The organism is Pseudomonas sp. JV245A (assembly GCF_032424515.1).
GTDB lineage: Bacteria > Pseudomonadota > Gammaproteobacteria > Pseudomonadales > Pseudomonadaceae > Aquipseudomonas > Aquipseudomonas protegens.
The window spans coordinates 1-19,108 of sequence record NZ_VYKE01000070.1 but is presented as its reverse complement, the minus strand read 5'-3'; the positions used below and the strand labels follow the sequence as shown (position 1 = coordinate 19,108).

General features: G+C 63.0%; 15 protein-coding genes. 12 read left to right on the top strand and 3 right to left on the bottom strand.

Translation table 11 applies throughout. The features are described from left to right. The first annotated feature begins 134 nt into the window (after window positions 1-134). The 3 genes from F6S12_RS18795 (at window position 135) to mgrA (ending at window position 5,052) form a co-directional block, all read left to right on the top strand. The gene (locus tag F6S12_RS18795) at window positions 135-2,393 is read left to right on the top strand and encodes a TonB-dependent receptor (protein ID WP_315869197.1); all 2,259 of its coding nucleotides are present in this window, start codon (window positions 135-137) and stop codon (window positions 2,391-2,393) included. A 143-nt stretch (window positions 2,394-2,536) separates the two neighbouring features. Continuing rightward, window positions 2,537-3,865 carry an LLM class flavin-dependent oxidoreductase gene (locus F6S12_RS18790; protein WP_161466422.1) on the top strand — a complete coding sequence of 443 codons (1,329 nt, stop codon included), beginning with the start codon at window positions 2,537-2,539 and terminating at the stop codon, window positions 3,863-3,865. Window positions 3,866-4,014: 149 nt separating this feature from the next. Next, a complete protein-coding gene (gene mgrA, locus F6S12_RS18785) occupies window positions 4,015-5,052 on the top strand; it encodes an L-glyceraldehyde 3-phosphate reductase (protein ID WP_011058637.1) in 1,038 nt (345 codons plus the stop codon). A 95-nt stretch (window positions 5,053-5,147) separates the two neighbouring features. On the opposite strand, the gene F6S12_RS18780 is transcribed toward mgrA, so the two are convergent. Then, window positions 5,148-6,335 carry an HlyD family secretion protein gene (locus F6S12_RS18780; protein WP_011058638.1) on the bottom strand — a complete coding sequence of 396 codons (1,188 nt, stop codon included), beginning with the start codon at window positions 6,333-6,335 and terminating at the stop codon, window positions 5,148-5,150. Between the two features lie 77 nt (window positions 6,336-6,412). On the opposite strand from F6S12_RS18780, the gene F6S12_RS18775 reads away from it, so the two are divergent. Then, window positions 6,413-8,008, top strand: a complete 1,596-nt coding sequence (locus F6S12_RS18775; protein WP_011058639.1) for a DHA2 family efflux MFS transporter permease subunit — start codon at window positions 6,413-6,415, stop codon at window positions 8,006-8,008. Between the two features lie 14 nt (window positions 8,009-8,022). Here the strand turns inward: F6S12_RS18775 and F6S12_RS18770 are convergent, their stop codons facing one another. Then, on the bottom strand, window positions 8,023-9,069 hold the full coding sequence (locus F6S12_RS18770) for a GlxA family transcriptional regulator (RefSeq protein ID WP_011058640.1): 1,047 nt from the start codon (window positions 9,067-9,069) through the stop codon (window positions 8,023-8,025). Between the two features lie 371 nt (window positions 9,070-9,440). Between F6S12_RS18770 and F6S12_RS18765 the strand changes: the two genes are divergently transcribed. The 8 genes from F6S12_RS18765 (at window position 9,441) to lpdA (ending at window position 18,136) form a co-directional block, all read left to right on the top strand. Next, window positions 9,441-11,222, top strand: coding sequence for a fatty acyl-AMP ligase (locus tag F6S12_RS18765; protein ID WP_315869196.1), 1,782 nt, complete (start codon window positions 9,441-9,443; stop codon window positions 11,220-11,222). Beyond that, window positions 11,219-12,127 carry an acyl-CoA desaturase gene (locus tag F6S12_RS18760; RefSeq protein WP_015633759.1) on the top strand — a complete coding sequence of 303 codons (909 nt, stop codon included), beginning with the start codon at window positions 11,219-11,221 and terminating at the stop codon, window positions 12,125-12,127. Before F6S12_RS18765 ends, F6S12_RS18760 begins: the two co-directional genes overlap by 4 nt. 31 nt (window positions 12,128-12,158) lie before the next feature. After that, window positions 12,159-13,115, top strand: coding sequence for an acyl-CoA desaturase (locus tag F6S12_RS18755; protein ID WP_015633760.1), 957 nt, complete (start codon window positions 12,159-12,161; stop codon window positions 13,113-13,115). Window positions 13,116-13,167: 52 nt separating this feature from the next. Next, window positions 13,168-13,488, top strand: coding sequence for an acyl carrier protein (locus F6S12_RS18750; protein WP_011058644.1), 321 nt, complete (start codon window positions 13,168-13,170; stop codon window positions 13,486-13,488). A gap of 18 nt (window positions 13,489-13,506) precedes the next feature. Then, window positions 13,507-15,486 carry an alpha/beta fold hydrolase gene (locus F6S12_RS18745; protein WP_015633761.1) on the top strand — a complete coding sequence of 660 codons (1,980 nt, stop codon included), beginning with the start codon at window positions 13,507-13,509 and terminating at the stop codon, window positions 15,484-15,486. Window positions 15,487-15,523: 37 nt separating this feature from the next. Then, window positions 15,524-15,721 (top strand): rubredoxin, encoded by a 198-nt coding sequence (locus tag F6S12_RS18740; protein ID WP_011058646.1) that lies wholly within the window; start codon window positions 15,524-15,526, stop codon window positions 15,719-15,721. Window positions 15,722-15,923: 202 nt separating this feature from the next. After that, window positions 15,924-16,685 (top strand): alpha/beta hydrolase, encoded by a 762-nt coding sequence (locus F6S12_RS18735; RefSeq protein WP_169892889.1) that lies wholly within the window; start codon window positions 15,924-15,926, stop codon window positions 16,683-16,685. After that, the gene (gene lpdA / locus F6S12_RS18730; protein WP_161466421.1) at window positions 16,682-18,136 is read left to right on the top strand and encodes a dihydrolipoyl dehydrogenase; all 1,455 of its coding nucleotides are present in this window, start codon (window positions 16,682-16,684) and stop codon (window positions 18,134-18,136) included. Before F6S12_RS18735 ends, lpdA begins: the two co-directional genes overlap by 4 nt. A gap of 57 nt (window positions 18,137-18,193) precedes the next feature. Here the strand turns inward: lpdA and tauD are convergent, their stop codons facing one another. Then, window positions 18,194-19,033 (bottom strand): taurine dioxygenase, encoded by an 840-nt coding sequence (tauD, locus tag F6S12_RS18725; protein WP_041751907.1) that lies wholly within the window; start codon window positions 19,031-19,033, stop codon window positions 18,194-18,196. Between the last annotated feature and the right edge of the window lie 75 nt (window positions 19,034-19,108).

The window sequence follows — 19,108 nt, the reverse complement described above, 5'->3', positions numbered from 1 at the left end:
CCTGTCGATACTGGCGATGTTAGCGCTAACAAAGCGCCATGTCTGCTACTCGCTCGAGCGAATGCCCAAGACAGTTTTCAGGCGCTGCCGGCACAGATCGGCAGCGGTTCGGGGCATTTTTCAGCAGGTGCAGCATGCAGAACTTTCTTGGGGAACAGCACAGTCTCACGCAGTCGATCCGTGGTAGCACGCCATTGCGACCCCATCTGGGCTGGTTGCTGGCGGGGCTGGCCGCCTTGCCGCTGCCGGCGGCTTATGCCGCTGGCAGCGGCGCCAGCGCACAGGATCAGGAACCGACCCTGAAGTCGGTGACCGTCACCGCCACCCGCCGCGAGGAATCGCTGCAGAAAGTCCCGGTGGCGGTCTCGGTGGTGGAGGGCGAGCAACTGGAGCGGGATAACCGCAACGGCGTTGCAAGCATCGTGCAGCAGGTGCCATCGCTGAACTTCCGCACGGGTGCCTCGAACAAGGACACCTCGCTGTTCATCCGTGGCGTGGGCACCATTTCCACCTCACCGGGGGTGGAGCCCACGGTGGCGACGGTGATCGACGGCGTGGTCTACGGCCGCCCCGGCCAGGCCACCCTGGACCTGCTGGATCTGGAACGGATCGAAGTCCTGCGCGGGCCCCAGGGCACCCTGTTCGGCAAGAACGCCTCGGCCGGGGTGCTGAATGTCATCACCAAGGCGCCTACGGCCGAGACTCATGGCTACATCGACCAGGCCTACTACAGCGGCAACGAAAGCCGCACCCGTTTCGGCATTGGCGGCAGCCTGATTCCCGACACCCTCAAGGGCTCGTTCACCACCTTGTTCGGCAGTTACGACGGCAATGTGGATAACCGCCACAACGGCCAGGAGGTCAACGGCTACAACCGCAAGGGCGTGCGCGGCAAGCTGGAGTTCACCCCCAGCGAGGACCTCAAGTTCACCTTCGCGGCGGACTACATGCAATCCCATGATGACGCCCCCAACGGGGTGGTGAGCAAGGCCCTGACACCTGCCTTCGCCAATGCCCTGAACCCCGTGCGCGCCAGCAGCGACAACCGGGACATCAACACCGACACCCGTACCCATGTGGACGATATCAACAAGGGCCTTTCCGGCCAGCTGGACTGGAGCCTGGGCGACTACACCCTGACCTCGATCACCGCCTGGCGCGGCTGGAACAATACCCAGTACCAGGACGGCGACCGTCTTGGCACGGTCACTGCGGCGTTCCCCGGGACCGCCGACAAGGGTGACCTGGACTACAACCAGTACTCGCAGGAGCTGCGCCTGGCATCGCCCAAGGGGCGGTTCCTGGAGTACGTCGGCGGCCTGTTCTACATGCACGGCAAGGATGAAGAAACCTACCAGCGCACCCTGACCACGACCACCGGCGCCAACCGGGGCATTGCCGACTACAGCACCACCAACGACAGCTACGCGGTATTTGGCGAGAGCACCCTGAATTTCACCGAGGACTTTCGTGGCATCGCCGGCCTGCGCTGGACCCACGATGACCTGAAGTACGATCACCGCCGGGTCTCGACTTCGGCGACCACGGTCAGCGGTATCCAGCCGGGCACCCAGAGTTCCGGCTCGGTGGACGAGGATGGCTGGTCCGGGCGCCTGGGCCTGCAATATGACCTCAGCGCCACGGTCACCAGCTACCTGACCTATTCCCGGGGCTACAAGGGCCCGGCCTACAACGTGTTCTTCAACATGCAGCCGCGGGACACCCAAGCACTGAAACCCGAAACCTCCAACACCTGGGAGGTGGGGATCAAGGCCAGCAGCTGGAACAACCGGCTGACCACCAACCTCGCGGTGTTCCACAGCGAATACGACAACTACCAGGCCAACTTCTTCGACACCGTGGCCGGGCAGGTAGTGACCCGCCTGATCAATGCCGGGAGCGTCAGCAGCGAGGGCGTGGAACTGGATTACGCCCTGCAGGCCACCCAGCAACTGAAGTTCTCCGGGGCCCTGGCCTACACCCGGGCGCGCATCGACGAATTCGCCTGCCCGGCGGGCGCGGCGGCTTCGTGCAATGTCAACGGCAAGCCGTTGCCCTTCAGCCCGGACTGGAAAAGCTACGTGCGCGCCGACTACAGCATTCCCCTGGATAACGGCCTGGATATCGAGTTGGGCACTGACTACAGCTGGCAAAGCGAAGTGCAGTACGACATCAGCCAGAACCTCGACACCCGGCAGGGCGCCTACGGCATCTGGAACGCCAGCATTGCCCTGGCCGACTACAACGATGGCTGGCGCGTGGCATTGCTGGGCAAGAACCTTGCCGACAAGTCCTATTCGCCCTTGCTGGCCAGTGGCGGCAACTACATCTACCGCGCCGTGCCCCGGGATGACGAACGTTATTTCGGCGTGCAGTTGCGCAAGGATTTCTGATGCCCTGCCGTTGTAGGAGCCGGCTTGCCGGCGAATGGGTCGGCGAACTGGGAGCAGGTCTTGTGGGCGCTTTCGCTGGCAAGCCAGCTCCTACAGCGGGCTTTGGCGGTGCCCTTTTTGCAGCATGAAACAAGGAGTGATCCATGTCCCGTTCCACTCGCCAGCTCAAGCTCGGCGCCTTTCTCATGGCCACCGGTCACCACGTTGCCGCCTGGCGTCATCCGGATGTTCCGGCCCAGGCAGGGCTGGATTTTGCCGTCTATAAAGAACTGGCGCAGATCGCCGAAGCCGCGCGCTTCGATGCACTGTTCGTCGCCGACAGCCTGGCAGCCCCTACCGGCCCCATCGCCAGCCGCATGGCCCGCTCCGATTACTTCGAACCCTTGACGTTACTGGCGGCCCTGGCGGCCGTGACCGAGCGGATAGGGCTAATTGCCACTAGCACTACGAGCTATAACGTACCGTACCACGTAGCACGTAAATTCGCGTCGCTGGACCATCTTTCAGGTGGTCGGGCGGGGTGGAACCTGGTGACTTCCGACAATGCCGTCGAAGCGCGGAATTTCGGCCGGGAGGAACATTTTGGGCACGCGGAACGTTATCGCAGGGCCCGGGAGTTCCATCGGGTGGTCACCGGGCTCTGGGACAGCTGGGAGGACGACGCCTTTGTCCGCGACAAGGCCAGTGGCAAGTATTTCGACCCAGACAAGCAGCATTTACTGGACCATCGCGGTGAATTCTTCCAGGTCAAAGGGCCATTGAATGTGGCGCGCCCACCCCAGGGATACCCGGTGATCGTCCAGGCCGGTTCTTCCGAGAGCGGTCGTGAGCTGGCGGCCCAGACCGCCGAAGTGGTATTCACCGCCCAGCCTTCCATGGCCGCCGCGCAGGCCTTCTATGCCGACCTGAAAGGACGCCTGAAGCAGTACGATCGTAGTACGCAATCCCTGAAAATCATGCCTGGGGTATTCGTGGTGGTGGGGGACAGCGAAAGTCAGGCCCGGGAAAAGTTCGAAGCCTTCCAGGACCTGGTGGAGCCCGAAGTGGGCGTGGCCCTGTTGGGGAGGATGCTGGGCAACTTCGACTTGTCCGGCTACCCGCTGGATGCACCGTTGCCGGCGCTACCACTGACCGAGAGCGGCCAGCAGAGCCGCCAGCAATTGCTCACCGAGCTGGCCGGCAAGGACAACCTGACCCTGGCCCAGCTGGGGCGCAGGATTGCCGGTGGCCGTGGGCACTACAGCCTGATCGGTACGCCCGGGCAGATAGCCGACGTACTGCAAGCCTGGTTCGAGGAGGGCGCGGCCGATGGTTTCAATGTGCTGGTGCCGCATCTCCCTGGCGGGCTACGGGACTTTGCCGGCGGGGTGATTCCGGAACTGCAGCGGCGCGGGCTGTTCAGAACTGAATACGAGGGCCGAACCCTGCGGGAAAACCTGGGGTTGGCGCGACCGAAGAATCAGTTTGTGTGACAACGCGGCTGGCGCAGGGGCCGGCTTGCCAGCGAAGGCGCTCGTGGTGGCCAAGGCTTGCGGGCCTTTGGCCGGCAAGCCGGCTCCTACCGTGGGGCGCTTTGATCGACGTTAGTCGTTTTGGAAAGACCTGACTCAGAGAGGATTCGATGACTTACATAGCTGCTGAAAACCGCTACGACTCCATCCCCTATCGCCGTGTCGGCCGCAGTGGCCTGGTACTGCCGGCGCTGTCCCTGGGGCTGTGGCACAACTTTGGCGACAGCACGCCGATCGACACCCAGCGTGCCTTGCTGCGCACCGCCTTCGACCTGGGGATCAACCACTTCGACCTGGCCAACAACTACGGCCCGCCCTACGGCAGCGCCGAAATCAACTTCGGCCGCCTGCTGCGTGAAGACTTCAAGGCCTATCGCGATGAATTGATCATCTCCAGCAAGGCCGGTTGGGACATGTGGCCCGGGCCTTACGGCCAGGGCGGCGGTTCGCGCAAGTACGTGCTGGCCAGCCTCGACCAGAGCCTGCAGCGCCTGGGCCTGGACTATGTGGATATCTTCTATTCCCACCGCTTCGACCCGGATACGCCGCTGGAGGAAACCGCCAGCGCCCTGGCCACCGCCGTGCAGCAGGGCAAGGCGCTGTATATCGGTATTTCTTCCTATTCGGGGGCCAAGACCCGGGAAATCGCCGCGTTGCTCAAGGAGTGGAAGGTGCCGCTGCTGATCCATCAACCGGCCTACAACATGCTCAACCGCTGGGTCGAGAAGGACCTGCTGGACACCACCGAGGAGCTCGGCGCCGGGGTCATCGCCTTTACGCCGCTGGCCCAGGGCCTGCTTACCGACAAGTACCTCAATGGCATTCCCGAGGATGCGCGGGTCAATCGTCCGGGGGGCGGCTCGTTGCAGGCTTCGCACTTGTCGGAGGCCAATATCGCCCATGTCCGCGCGCTCAACGAGATCGCCAAGAACCGCGGCCAGAGCCTGGCGCAACTGGCCCTGGCCTGGACCCTGCGCGACCCGCGGGTGACCTCGGCGCTGATCGGTGCCAGCCGGCCGGAGCAGATCGTCGAGAACGTCGGGGCGTTGCAGAACTTGAGCTTCAGTGTCGAGGAACTGGCGGAAATCGATCATTTCGCCAAAGAAGGGCGCATCAACCTGTGGGAAAAACCTTCGACGGCAGAGTGAGGTAAGTCTGCCCCTGCACCGATAAAACAGCCCCCGGCAGAGCGATCTGCCGGGGGCTGTTGGCTTTGCCGCCTGGAGCGGGGCGGCAGGCGTCGTTACCTGGTCGTGCTGCTGACTTTCAAGGAAGACGGATTGCCGGCCACGGTGCGGTCCTGGGGATCATCGAGGTCGACCTTGGCGGTCACCGACAGGCCCGGCCGCAGGCGTTCGAGGCCGGACTGGTTGGCGTCGAAGCGAATGCGCACCGGCACCCGCTGGACGATCTTGGTGAAGTTGCCGGTGCCCGGTTCGAAGGGCAGCAGGGCAAAGGTCGAGCCTGAACCCGGAGCCAGGCTTTCCACGGTGCCGGTGATGCTGACGCCTGGCAGGGCATCGATCTTGATCTGCGTCGATTGCCCCGGGTACATGTGCTGGGTCTGGGTCTCCTTGAAGTTGGCCAGTACATAGAGGTCATGCAGCGGCACCAGGGTCAGCAGGCGCGAACCCGGTTGCACGTAATCGCCAACCTGGATCTGCCGATTGCCGACGGTGCCGTCCATCGGTGCATAGATGGTGGTGTGGCGCAGGTCCTGCTGGGCCAGTTCCAGCCGCGCCTTGGCGGTTACCACCTTGGCCTTGGCCATCTGCAATTGCGCTTGCAGGCGTTGCCGTTGCGCGGTGGTGACCGCAAGGTCGTTCTCCGCCACTTGCAACATGGCCTGGGCGTAGGCCAGGCCTTGTTCGGCGGAGATGGCCTGGGTGCTGTATTTCTCCACCTCGTTGCGCGCCACGGCGCCGGTGGTGACCAGGGTATCGAAGCGATTGCGCTCCGCACCGGCACGCTTGGATTCGGCCTGGTTGGTGCGGATCGAGGTGCGCGCCGCCTGCACGCGGGCACTGGCCAGGCGCTGCTCGGCGTCCTGGATGGTCAGCGCGGCCTCGGCCAGGGCGACCTGGGCCTGGTTGTCCGCCAGATCGCCTTCGGCCAGGGATACCCGGCTGTCGAACTCTTCGCTGTTGATGCGCACCAGGGGCTGCCCGGCGGTGACGTTCTGGTGATCCTTGACCAGCACCTCTGTCACCAGGCCATGGACCCGCGGCGCGACGGAGGTCGCATCGGCGGCGATGTAGGCATCGTCCGTGGCCTGTGTCGACGGCGCCATCAGCACCCAGCCAACCCCGACTGCTACCAATGTCAGGGCGATAGCGCCGGCGATCAGCGGGCGCTTGGAACGCTTGCGCGGCTTCTCGGACTCTTGGGCGGCTTGCAGGATGGCGTTCTGAGTCTGGGTGCTCTGCTCCATGTTGAAGCTCCATGCTGTTTTGAATTACGATCATAATATTCACATGTCGGTCGCAATACTACAGGGAAGTACCTACCGTGACGACAAGCGCAACTGACCTCTCCGAAGCGGGTGCCCAGCCCGGCCAACAGTCCACCAAGCGCAAGTTTCTGGTCTTCACGATCATGGCTTTCGGCATGTTCATGGCGCTGATCGACATCCAGATCGTGGCGGCCTCGCTCAACGACGTGCAGGCCGGGCTCAGTGCCGGCCCTGATGAAGTGAGCTGGGTGCAGACCGCCTATCTGATTGCCGAACTGATCATGATTCCCTTCTCGGCGTTTCTCGCCCAGGCGATTTCCACCCGCTGGCTGTTCGCTGCCAGCGCGGCGTTCTTTACCCTGTTCAGCGTGGGTTGCGGCATGGCCTGGAACATCGAGTCGATGATCGTGCTGCGGGCCCTGCAAGGCTTTGCCGGCGGGGCGATGGTGCCCACGGTATTCGCCGTGGGGTTCGTATTGTTCGAAGGCAAGCAGCGGGCGATGGTCCCGGCAATCCTTGGCATGACCGCGGTGCTGGCACCGACCCTGGGCCCCACGGTGGGCGGCCTGGTGACCTTCTACCTGGACTGGCGCTGGATCTTCTTCATCAACGTGCTGCCGGGGCTGGTGATCTGCATCGGCGCGGCGTTGCTGATCGATGTGGATCGCCCGGACCTGTCCATGCTGCGGCGTATCGACTGGCTGCATTTCGTCGCCATGGCGCTGGCCCTGGGGTGTTTTGAATACGTGCTGGAGGAGGGGCCGCGCAAGGACTGGTTCAGCGATACCGGGATCGTCATCGCGGCCTGGGTGTCCCTTGTGTCCTTTGGTTTGTTCATCGAGCGCTCGTTGTATTCGAACAACCCGATCGTGTCCCTGGTGCCGTTTCGCGACCGTACCTTTTCCATTGCCTGCCTGCTGAACCTGGTGATCGGTTTTGGCCTTTATTCGTCGACCTACCTGGTGCCGGTGTTTCTTGGCCGGGTGCGTGGCTTCGATAGCCTGGAAATCGGCACCACGGTTTTTGTCGTGGGCATCGGGCAGTTGGTCAGTACGATTATTGCTGCCCGGGCCTCGGAAAAAGTTGATCGGCGCCTGATCATCTCGGTGGGTTTCCTCGGCCTGGCGCTGAGCCTGTGGCTGACTTCCCGGGTCACCTCCAACTGGGGATTCGATGAGTTGCTGGTGCCGCAGGTGGCGCGTGGGCTGTTCCTGATGCTGTGCATCGTGCCGAGCGTGAACATGGCCTTGAGTTCGTTCCAGGGGGTTGAACTGCGCCAGGCCTCCGGGCTTTTCAACCTGATGCGCAACCTGGGCGGCGCCATTGGTATTGCTACGGTCAACACCTGGCTGCAGGACGATGCCCGGACTCAGGTCCTGCGCCTGTCCGAGTCGCTGGGGAGCAAGGCTGTCGCCGCCCAGGAACTCATGGGCCAACTGGCGCTGAAGATTGCCGCCGATACACCGGATGCCAGCCACGCTTTCCTGATGGCTCAGGGCATTCTCGGCCGCCTGGTGGGGCGTGAAGCGCTGACCCTGGCCTTTGGCGATGTGTTCCGCCTGATGGCGATGATGTTCGTGGTGGCGTTGTTGCTGGTGCCGTTGTGCAAGGTGCCCCCGGCCGCGCCAGGCGCAGCCGAGGAGGAGAAGTGATAAGCAGCCGGGGCCTAGATGATCGGCGGCCCGGAGCGGGTCTTGCGCAACTGGCTGGGGGTGCAGCCCATGTTTTTCCACATCAGGCGGCGTAGAGCGGTGGAATCGGCATAGCCCACTTTGAAAGCAACTTCTTCAATGCTCATATTGGTGGTTTCCAATAAGCTTTGAACATGTTGCAGGCGAACTTTCTGAATGAAGGCCATGGGCGGCTTTCCCGTGGCGCTACGAATTCTGCGGGATAAGGTCTTCTCGGTTATACGCAAATGTTCGGCAATGGTGCTCAGTGGCGGAACGTTGGGCAGGCAATCCTCGATGAACTTCTCCATTAACAAAACTTCACGGTTTTCCGTTTGCAAGTTGGACAAGGCCATGTAGTGATATTGCGCCGGTCGACCATCTATCAACAGATAACGCATGGTCAATTCAGCAATCTGATTGCCCATCTTATTACGCAATATGTAGAGCATTAGATCCATTTGCGACATGCCTGCGCCTGCTGTAATCATATTTCCGTCATGAATAAGCATGCGTTTTGTGTCGAGTATCGCTTCGGGATAACGCTCTTTGAAAGTTTCATACAGTTGCCAATGAGTGGTGACCGTATGCCCCTCCAGAACCCCCGCCTCACCCAGGACGAAAACTGCTGAACAGGACGCCGCCGTCTGCTGCCCGCGGCGGTGATGGTCATGCACCAACTGGCTGAGCTTGCGGATATCGGCGTGCCCGAGCCGGGTGATCAGTTCGCTGGACAGGCTGAGCCCAGGCAGCCTTTTTTCCCGGCGACAGCCAAAGAAATCCAGCTCCTGGGTGTTCTCCAGCCCCAGTCCCGGGATCACCAGCATGCTGCCTTCGATGGCCTGGACCTTGTCCAGTGGCTGGGCATCCAGGCGCATGCCGTTGCGCATGCGAACCGATTCGCTGCTGCCGATAATCTTCCAGGTGATGGTTGGCCGGCCCATGACTTCGGCGACCTGGTTAGCTGTTCGCAGCACATCCAGGGTGATCGCGACACTCGATCCCATGGCACCTTCCAGCGCAATAAGCGTGAGCACATCCATGTCCATTTTCTCCCTGTAAGTGTCCATTTGTGCATTAGCAAAATATACAAGCTGGTGGCAGACTTCTCAACGCATCCAGATTTCACTTTCCTGCCCACGCTATTCCCTGTGGGACATAAAAAAATATGCATTCATCAAGTGAATGCGTTGCTCTGTCAATAAAATGACATCTTTGTCTACTGCCTAGTAAGAGCTCCCCTTCTTAGGGGCGTTTGTTCGGTTCCTTAGTGCTGAAAATAATAAACGACCTCCAGGTCAATATATGGCTCTCCATTTAAAAAGGATTTTGAATGAACTACGCCGTGCCTCGTGATTATCTTAATGATGTCAATCCAGCCATCTCAGCGCATGTAGCAGTTGATGATCTGCCGTTGGCTGAAGTCCCGGGCATCGAATGTTTAAGTTCGGTTACCGAAGTACTGGCCTATCGCGCATGGCGGCAACCCGATGCCATTGCCTTCATCCATCTGCTCGATGGCGAGCGGGAGGAGGCGTCGATCAGCTACGCCGAACTGTGGAAGCGTAGTCAACGATTGGCCGCCGCGCTGCAGATCTTCGAGCCCCGTGAAAAACGGGTGCTGATGCTGTTCGAGACCGGTATCGACTACATCGTTTCACTGTTCGGCCTGCTGCTGGCCGGTGCCGTGGCGATCCCGGCCTTTCCCCCAGTGGGGACCCGGGGGCTGGAGCGGCTGGCACTGATCTGCGTTGATGCCCATCCGCAACTGGTGCTCACCAGCTCGCGCTTCATGCGGTCCCAGGAGCGGGTCAACGCTCTGCTCCAGGGTGATTTGCCCGCGCCCCAGTGGGTTGACCCGGAGCAGTTGGCCGAGGCGGATTCATCCTGGCGCGGGCAGGCGCTCGCCCACGGCCAACTGGCCCTGCTGCAATACACCTCGGGCTCCACCTCGGCGCCCAAGGGCGTGATGCTGACCCACGACAACCTCTACAGTAATTGCCGCAGTGCCAGCCAGTGGATGGGCCCGGCCAGGAATCGCGTGGGTTGCAGCTGGCTGCCGCCCTATCACGACATGGGCCTGATGGGCGGAATCCTGCAGCCGATCTTCGATGCCTTCCCTACCGTGCTCATCAGCCCCGGGCACTTTGTCCAGCGGCCGCTGCGCTGGCTGGATGCGGTGTCCAGGTACGGCGCCGACGTCACCATCGCGCCCAACTTCGCCTTCGACCTGTGTGTCGAAAACATCACCGACGAGGAACTGGCAGAGCTCGACCTGAGCAAGCTCAAGGCTATCTATTGCGGGGCCGAGCCGGTGCGCCAGAGCACCCTGGCGCGCTTCTCCGAACGTTTTGCCGCCGCCGGCTTCAACCCGGCGGCCCTGGGCCCCTGCTACGGGTTGGCCGAGGCCACCGTACTGGTCTCGGGCAAGCGCCACGATGAGCCGGCGTTCAATACCCAGGTGGATCGGGACCAACTCGCCAGTGGCACCCTGGCCATCGTCGATGCCGAGGATGCCCGGGCCCTGCCGCTGGTCAGTAGCGGCAGGGTCGCCCCGGGCCTGCGTGTGGCGATTGTCGACCCTGTCAGCCTGCAACCGGTGGCGGACGGCCAGATCGGCGAGATCTGGGTCCAGGGCGACAACGTGGGCGCCGGCTACTGGGGCAAGGAAGCGCTGAGCCAGCAGGTGTTTCGCGCCAGCCTGCCGGGCATCCATGGGCGTTTCATGCGCACCGGCGATCTTGGCGCGCTGCACCGCGATGAGCTGTTCGTCACCGGGCGCCTCAAGGACCTGATCATCATTGCCGGGCGCAACCTGTATCCCCAGGACCTGGAGCTGGCGGTGGAAAGCGCCGACCCGCGCATCCGCAGCAACGGCTGCGTGGCGGTGGGCATCGATAACGGCCAGCAGGAACAACTGGCGATCGTGGCCGAGGTCAAGCGCAGCGAAAAACTCGATGAAGCCCAGCAGGAACAGCTGCGCCAGGTGATCACCAGTGCGCTGGTCAGCCAGTTCGGCGTGGCCCCGGCGCGCATCCACCTGGCGCCCATGGGCGGCATTCCACTGACCACCAGTGGCAAGGTCCAGCGCCAGGCCACCCGCAAGGCCCTGCTCAACGACACGCTGGCGCGCTATGGCGCCAGTCGCGCGGCTGCGGCACCTACCCTTAAAACTGCTACGGATGCCCTGTCATGACGGCCATGAATCCTCATATCGACCGCACCGGCCAGCGCGAGCGGCAATTGGCCTGGCTGACGGTCGCAACTCCGGCAGTGGGCACCGTGGTGGCCCTGGTGCTGGCCTGGCATCAGGGCATCGGCTGGCTGGAAATCGGCGCGCTGGCCAGCATGTACCTGTTGACCGCCCTGGGAGTGGAAGTGGGCATGCACCGGTTCTTTTCCCACCATGCGTTCAAGGCCGGCCCGGTGATCACCGCATTCTTCGGCATCGCCGGTTCGATGGCGGCGCAGGGCCCGATCCTGTTCTGGGCGGCGACCCATCGCCAGCACCACGCCTTCACCGACAAGGAAGGCGACCCGCATTCGCCGCGTCCGCTCAAGGCGGGTTTTATCGGCAATATCCAGGGCTGGTGGCACGCTCACCTGGGCTGGCTGTTCAGCCTGCGCAAGCAGAACTGGAGCCAGTTCGTGCCGGACCTGCTGCGCGATCGACTGATCATGCAGATCAACCAGCGCTACTACCTGTGGATCATCCTCGGCCTGCTGCTGCCCAGCCTGGCATGCGGGCTGATAACCCGCAGCTGGGAGGGCGCGCTCAGCGGCCTGCTGTGGGGCGGCTTCGTGCGGATCTTCCTGGTGGACCACGCCACCTGGTGCATCAACTCCTTTGCCCACCGGGTTGGCGGCCGCGACCACAAGACCCGGGATACCAGCCGCAACGTGTTCTGGCTGGCGATTCCGACGGTAGGGGGCGGTTGGCACAACAACCACCACGCCTTCCCGGCGCTGGCCCATGCCGGCCTGAAACCCTGGCAGTTGGATATTGGCGGCCTGTTCATCGAGCTGCTCGCCCTCTGCGGCCTGGCCTGGGATGTCAAACGGCCCGGCCCGACCGTGGCTGCAGAACCTTCAGAAAGCTGATTGCCGGTCCCTACCTCACAGGAAGCAATTCATGGACGAGATACTCACCAACACAGCGACACCAGAGGTCGGCGGGGTTGCCCAGCTGAGCCCGAGTGCGGCCAGGACCAAGGCGCGGATCGCGCTGGCAGTCATGCTGGTGCCCCTGTTCGGGACCTTCGAGGCAATCCGGCTATGGTTCACCGGCCAGGTCCATGCCCTGGATTTCATCCTCTTCGCGGTGTTCTACGCGGTGCAGATGTTCGGGGTTTCCATGGGCTACCACCGTTACCTGGCCCATCGTGCGTTCAAGACCTCGCGGCTGATGAGCAGCCTGATGCTGATCGCCGGTTGCATGGCGGCCCAGGGGCCGATCCTGTTCTGGGTCACCACCCATCGCCGGCACCACACCTACAGTGACCAGCACGGTGACCCGCATTCCCCCAACCTCATGGGCCAGAGCCGCTGGCAACGGGCCAAGGGGCTGTGGCATGCGCACATGCCGTGGATGCTGGCCCCGGACATGTCGAGCTGGAACTTCTTCGCCCCGGACATCCTGCGCGACCGCCGGCTGTTCTTCTACAACCAGACCTACCTGTTCTGGGTGGCTCTGGGGGTAATCCTGCCAGGGGTGATCGGCGGGCTGGTCAGCCAGAGCTGGTCCGGTGCCTGGAGCGGCCTGATCTTCGGCGGCCTGGCGCGGATCTTCGTCGCCAACCAGGCGGCCTGGTGTGTGGGCTCCATCTGCCACCGCTACGGCGCTCGCCCGTTCGTGACCCACGACCAGAGCACCAACAACTGGATCGTGGCCTTCCTCACCTTTGGCGAGGGGCTGCAAAACAATCACCACGCATTCCCTGCCTGGTACCGGCATGGCGTGCACTGGTGGGAGCCCGACCTGTCGGGCTGGACACTGGCGTTAATGGGCAAGCTGAGACTGGTCTCAGACCTGCGTTCCCCGTCCCAGGCAATGATCGACAAAGTCCGCAAGCGCCAGGCCTCGTCCTGAAACGCCCAATCGGCTGATCGTATTAACCACCTCACTCATCAAGGAAGATCCTATGTCCAATTTCATCTCCAATTTGCTGAGCACTCTGAGCTTCTCAGAGAAAAAACAGGCGGCGGTCGAACTCAACGAGGACAGCATCAAGCATTGGCTGGTGCAGAAGATGGGCGCGCTCTTGAAGATCGATCCTTCCCAGGTCGATACCGCCCGCAGCTTCGAGTCCTACGGCCTCGATTCGCTGGTAGCGGTGAAGGTGGCGGGTGACCTGGAGAAGTTCATGGAGCAGCGCCTGTCGCCGGCCCTGCTGTTCGAATACTCCAGCATCGATGACCTGTCCAAATACCTGGCCAATGAACTGACCACATCCGAAGTTTGACTTCGCAGGAGCTTGGCCATGGCCATTGCACAGATGCCCTCGCAAAAAAACGATAAATTCAATGACCTGCTCCGACGCTCTCAGGAGATCGAGGGCCTGCGTCTGACCGACGCAATCCCCAAGCACCTGTATCAGCCGCGGGTATGGCGCGGGATGCTCAGCTTCGTCGTCAGCTACATGCTCTACATCGGTGCCATCGTGGCGGTCGCCCACGTGCACTGGATGTTCTACCTGCCGCTGTGGCTGGTGGCGGGCCTGGGCGGCTGGGGCCTGTTCTGTGTCGCTCACGATTGCGGGCACAACTCGTTCTCGCGCAACCGCAGCTTCAACCACATCCTCGGGCACATCGCGCTGCTGCCGTTGCTGTACCCGTTCCACGGCTGGCGCCACATGCACAACATGCACCACGCCAACACCAACAACCTGGAAATGGACGTCGACTGGCGCCCGGTGCTGCGCGTGCAATATGACGCCATGCCCTGGTGGGACAAGCTGGTCTACAGCAGCACCCGCACCTGGCTGTTCTGGCTGGGCACGGTCAACTACCAGCGTCACTCGGGCTTCCGTCCGTCGATGTTCCACAAGCTCGAAGCGCGCAACGAAGTGCGTCGCTCGATCCTGTTCATGGTGGTGGCTGCGCTGATCTACCTGCCGACCCTGGTCTACTTCACCGGCTTCACCGGCCTGTTCCTGTACTTCATCGCCCCGTGGCTGGCGACCCATGCCTGGTTCAGCCTGACCACCATGATGCACCACATCAGCGACGAGACCCCGTTCCTCACCAAGGAACACTGGAGCTTCAACAGCAGCCGCCTGCTGCTGACCACCGACTACATGTACCCCAAGTGGCTGCTGTTCCTGACCCACTACATTTCGGTGCACACCGCGCACCATGTGGCGCCGATCATTCCCCACTACAACCTGCCCGAAGCCCAGGCCGCGTTGAAGACGGCCTTCCCCGGCATGGTCCGGGAAAAGCCCATGACCGTGCAGGACGTGTGGCACGTGGCGCGTAGCTGCCACCTGTACGACCCGGTGAACGGCTTCTATGAGTCCTTCGACCAACCAGCCCAGGCGGCCGGTGACCCGAGCACCCCCGGAGCCCGGGCCGCCAACGGCCCGTTGACCATGAAGCAGCAGATGCTGCGCAGCTACATGGGCGTGCTGGGATCGGTGTCGCTGGAGACCGCCGGGGCCAAGGCCACCGACCTGTTCGGCTACACCCGGGAATACATCAAGCAGCCGGACAAGGAAATGAGCCCCCTGGGCGCCCAGCGTTTCCATATCAAGGGTATCCCCGGCGTTCCCCATGGCTATCAGTGGGGCACGGGCAACCAGACCATCCTGCTGGTCCATGGCTGGGGTGCGGACAGCCGCAGCCTGTATTCCTTCACCCGGGTCCTGCAGCGCCAGGGCTTCAAGGTCGCGACCTTCGATGCGCCGGCCCACGGCATCTCGCCGGGCTCGCTGAGCACCATGACCGAGTTCAAGGACGCGGTGAAAGCGGCGATTGTCGCCCTCGGTGACGTGGTGGGTATCGTTGCCCATTCCCTGGGCGGGATCGCCGCCACCGGAGCCCTGGCCGAACTGGCCGAGACTCATCGGATCAAGGCCTTGTGCCTGCTGGGCTCGCCGGCCAACCTGCCGGTGGTGATCCAGCGCTGGGCCAACGGCTACCTGAAGCTCAAGCCGGCGGTGGTCCAGGCCATGCACCGGGAACTGTGGAAACGCAACGGCGTGCCGGTGGAGCACTGGGATATCCCGGCGCTGGGCAACGCCCTGCAACTGCCAACCCTGGTGCTGCATGACCTCAACGATCCGATCGTGCCGTTCTGCGAAGCGCAGCAGATCACCACGCTGATGCCATGGGCCAAGCTGGAGCCGGTGTCCGGGCTCGGGCATGTGCGGATCCTCTCCGATGCCGCGGTACTGGAGCAGGTGGCGCAGTTCCTCGTGGAGAACGTCAAGGTGGCCGAAGTGGCTCAGGCCAGCGCATGAGAACAACGCATAACCCTTTGATGATGGTTGACCACCCATGAGCACCTACGCTGAAAACGCTGTGGCCGAATCCGGCCTGTGGATGTGCCTGATCTGTGGCTGGATCTACGATCAACGCCTTGGCGATCCGGATTCGGGGGTGCCTCCGGGCACCGCCTGGGACGACATTGCCGAGGATTGGACCTGCCCGGAATGCGGCGTGAGCAAGTTGGACTTCAACATGGTGAAGCTGTAGCCCAGCGCTTGAATTCTGTAGTCGATGAGGAAGGAAGATGGCGACCCAAGAGCCAAGGCCGGCACCTGCCAGGGGCCGGCGCAACAGCTTCAGGAAGATGCTCTTCAAGGGCATTTACAACGGGGTTCTGGGGCTGCTTCGCTGCAGCTTCTGGATCGAGTCGCGGCTTTTTCCCCAGCGCGCTGCAGCACGGGCGCTGAAGATGTTCACGACGCCACAACGGCTGCGCCAGCATTTTCCGCAGACCTTGCCCAGCGCCACGGTGCAGGACCTGGAAACCGACCAGGGGCGCCTGCGCTGCTTTCGCTGGACTCCACCGCAGGTCCGGCGCCGGGTGGTGCTGGTGCACGGTTGGAGTGGCGCCAGCACCCAGTGGCAGTACCTGATCCCGCTGTTGCTGGAGGAGGGCTGCGAGGTCCTCTCCTTCGACTGCATCGGCCATGGCGGCAGCGGCGGTCGGCAGGCCTCGCTGCCGACCTTCGTCAGCATGCTCGACCAGGTGCAAAAGCAACTGGGGCCCTTCGACACCGTGATTGGTCACTCCCTGGGCGGCGCTGCCGCCGGGTATGCCTTGAGCACTCCGGTCGGCAAGGGTTTCCAGCGGGCGGTCCTGGTGGCCGCGCCGGCCGATATCGAAAACGTGGTCCGGCGCTTTGGCGCATTTTTGTGGATCAACGATGACGTCAGGCAACGCATGCAACTTCTGGTTGAGCAACGCTATCAGAAGGACATGGCTAGCCTGGCGGTCAGCCGTTATGGGCGCCAGGTGGAGGTCCCGGTGCTGCTGGTGCATGACCAGCAGGATCAGGAAGTCCCGGCAGATGACCTGCAATCCTTCGCCGAAGGCTTGCGACACCGGCGGGTCTTGCAGACTCGCGGGTTGGGCCATCTGAAAATTCTCAAGGACAGCGCGACCATGGAGGCCGTGGTCGAGTTTGTCTGTGCAAAGGACGGCAACCTATGAGTGAAAGTTACGATGTGATCGTTATTGGTGCGGGTCCCGGCGGCTATGTCGCCGCCATCCGGGCCGCGCAACTGGGGCTCAAGACAGTCTGCATCGAGCGCTACAAGGGCAAGGATGGCAAGACCGCCCTGGGCGGGACGTGCCTGAACGTTGGCTGCATTCCCTCCAAGGCACTGCTGGACAGTTCCCACCACTACTACGAAGCGCGCAACGGATTCGAAGTGCACGGCATCGCCATCAGCAATCCGCAGATGGATGTGCCAGCCATGCTGGCGCGCAAGGACAACGTGGTGCGCAATTTCAACGGCGGCATTGCCTCGCTGTTCAAGGCCAATGGCGTGGCCCTGCTGGAAGGTCACGGCAAGCTGCTGGCCAACAAGGAAGTGGAAATCACCGCCGCCGATGGCAGCACGCAACGCATCAGCGCCGGCAATATCATCCTGGCTCCCGGCTCGCGGCCGATCGACATTCCCGCGGCGCCCCTGGCCGGCGAGGTGATAGTGGACTCCACCGGCGCCCTGGAATTCACCCAGGTGCCCAAGCGCCTCGGGGTGATCGGTGCCGGCGTCATCGGCCTGGAACTGGGGTCGGTCTGGGCACGCCTGGGGGCTGAAGTCACAGTGCTGGAAGCCCTCGACAGCTTCCTCCCGGCGGTGGATGCGCAGATCGCCAAGGAGGCGCAGAAGATCCTCGGCAAGCAGGGCCTGGATATCCGCCTGGGCGCCCGGGTGACGGCCTGCGAAGTGCAGGGCGACAGCGTCAAGGTCAGCCTCAGTGAGGCCGGCGAGGACAAGCAGCAGGTGTTCGACCGGCTGATCGTCGCCGTCGGTCGCCGCCCCCTGACCACCGATCTGCTGGCCGCCGACAGTGGCGTGCACCTGGACGAACGCGGTTTTATCCACGTCGATGGCCAGTGCTGCACCAGCGTCCCCGGGGTGTTCGCCATTGGCGACGTGGTACGCGGCCCGATGCTGGCGCACAAGGCTTCTGAAGAGGGGGTGATGGTGGCCGAGGGGATTGCCGGGCATCGGCACCCTTTGAACTACGACCTGATCCCCTCGGTAATCTACACCCACCCGGAAATCGCCTGGGTCGGCCAGACCGAGCAGGCCCTCAAGGCCGAGGGCGTCGAGTTGAACATCGGCACCTTCCCGTTCGCTGCCAGCAGCCGGGCCATGGCGGCCAACGACACCGCCGGGCTGGTCAAGGTGATTGCCGATGCAGGCACCGACCGCGTGCTGGGCGTGCATGTGATCGGGCCGGGCGCGGCGGAGCTGGTTCAGGAAGGGGCCATCGGCATGGAGTTCGGCACCAGCGCCGAGGACCTGGGGATGATGGTGTTCTCCCATCCGACCCTGTCCGAAGCCCTGCATGAAGCCGCGCTGGCCGTGAATGGCCAGGCGATCCATATCGGCAATCGCAAGAAGAAAGCCCCCGCCGGCGTCAAATAGCCAGTGGCCCCGGCCCCGCTCATGCAGCGCGGCCGGGGTTTGCTGCATCCCCGCGTTTCAGCGCAAGAACGGCACATCCCCAAGAATGGTCGCGCGCTGCATCACCCGGCGCTGTGGACGGTAGTCGTCCACCGCATAGTGCTGGGTCACGCGGTTGTCCCAGAAGGCAATGTCGTTCTCCTGCCAGCGCCAGCGAATGGTGAATTCCGGGCGGGTGGCGTGGGCGAACAGCAGTTGCAGGATGGCTGCGCTTTCGCTTTCCGACAGCTCGTTGATCCGGGTGGTAAAGCCGTCGTTGACGAACAGCGACTTGCGCCCGCTCACCGGGTGCGTGCGGATCACCGGGTGCGACAGCGGCGGGTTCTTGCGCCGGGTTTCTTCCCAGCGCGCCAGGTCCTCGGGGGTGTTGCCGAAGCGCTCCAGAGGGAAGGACTTGGTGAAGTCGTGGGTCGCGGTCAGGCCCTGCAGCAGATTCTTCATCGGCTCCGACAGCGCCTCGTAGGCGGCAATGCCGCTGGCCCACAGGGTATCGCCGCCGAACTCCGGCAGCAGCTTGGCGCTGAGCACCGCGCCCAGGGCCGGGGTCGGCAGAAAGGTTACGTCGGTGTGCCAGATGGCGTTGTCGCGCACGTCGGTCTCGGCGGTATCGAGGATCAATACCTCCGGCTGCTCCGGCACATTGGGGTAGATCGGGTGGATGTGCAGGTCGCCGAAGCAGGCGGCGAAACGCGCCTGCTGCTGCGGGGTGACCGGCTGGTTGCGAAAGAACAGTACCTGGTGCTTGAGCAGCGCCTGCTCGATGGCGTCACGATGTTCGATGCTCAAGGGCTGGCTGATATCGATGCCGCCGATCTGGGCGCCGAGGGCGGAGCTTAGAGGAGTGATGGTCAGGCTCATGGTCGTTCTCTTGTACGGCGCCGGACGTCGGCGTGGTCGGATTCGGTTTATCTGCATCAATCTTGAAATCGCTGG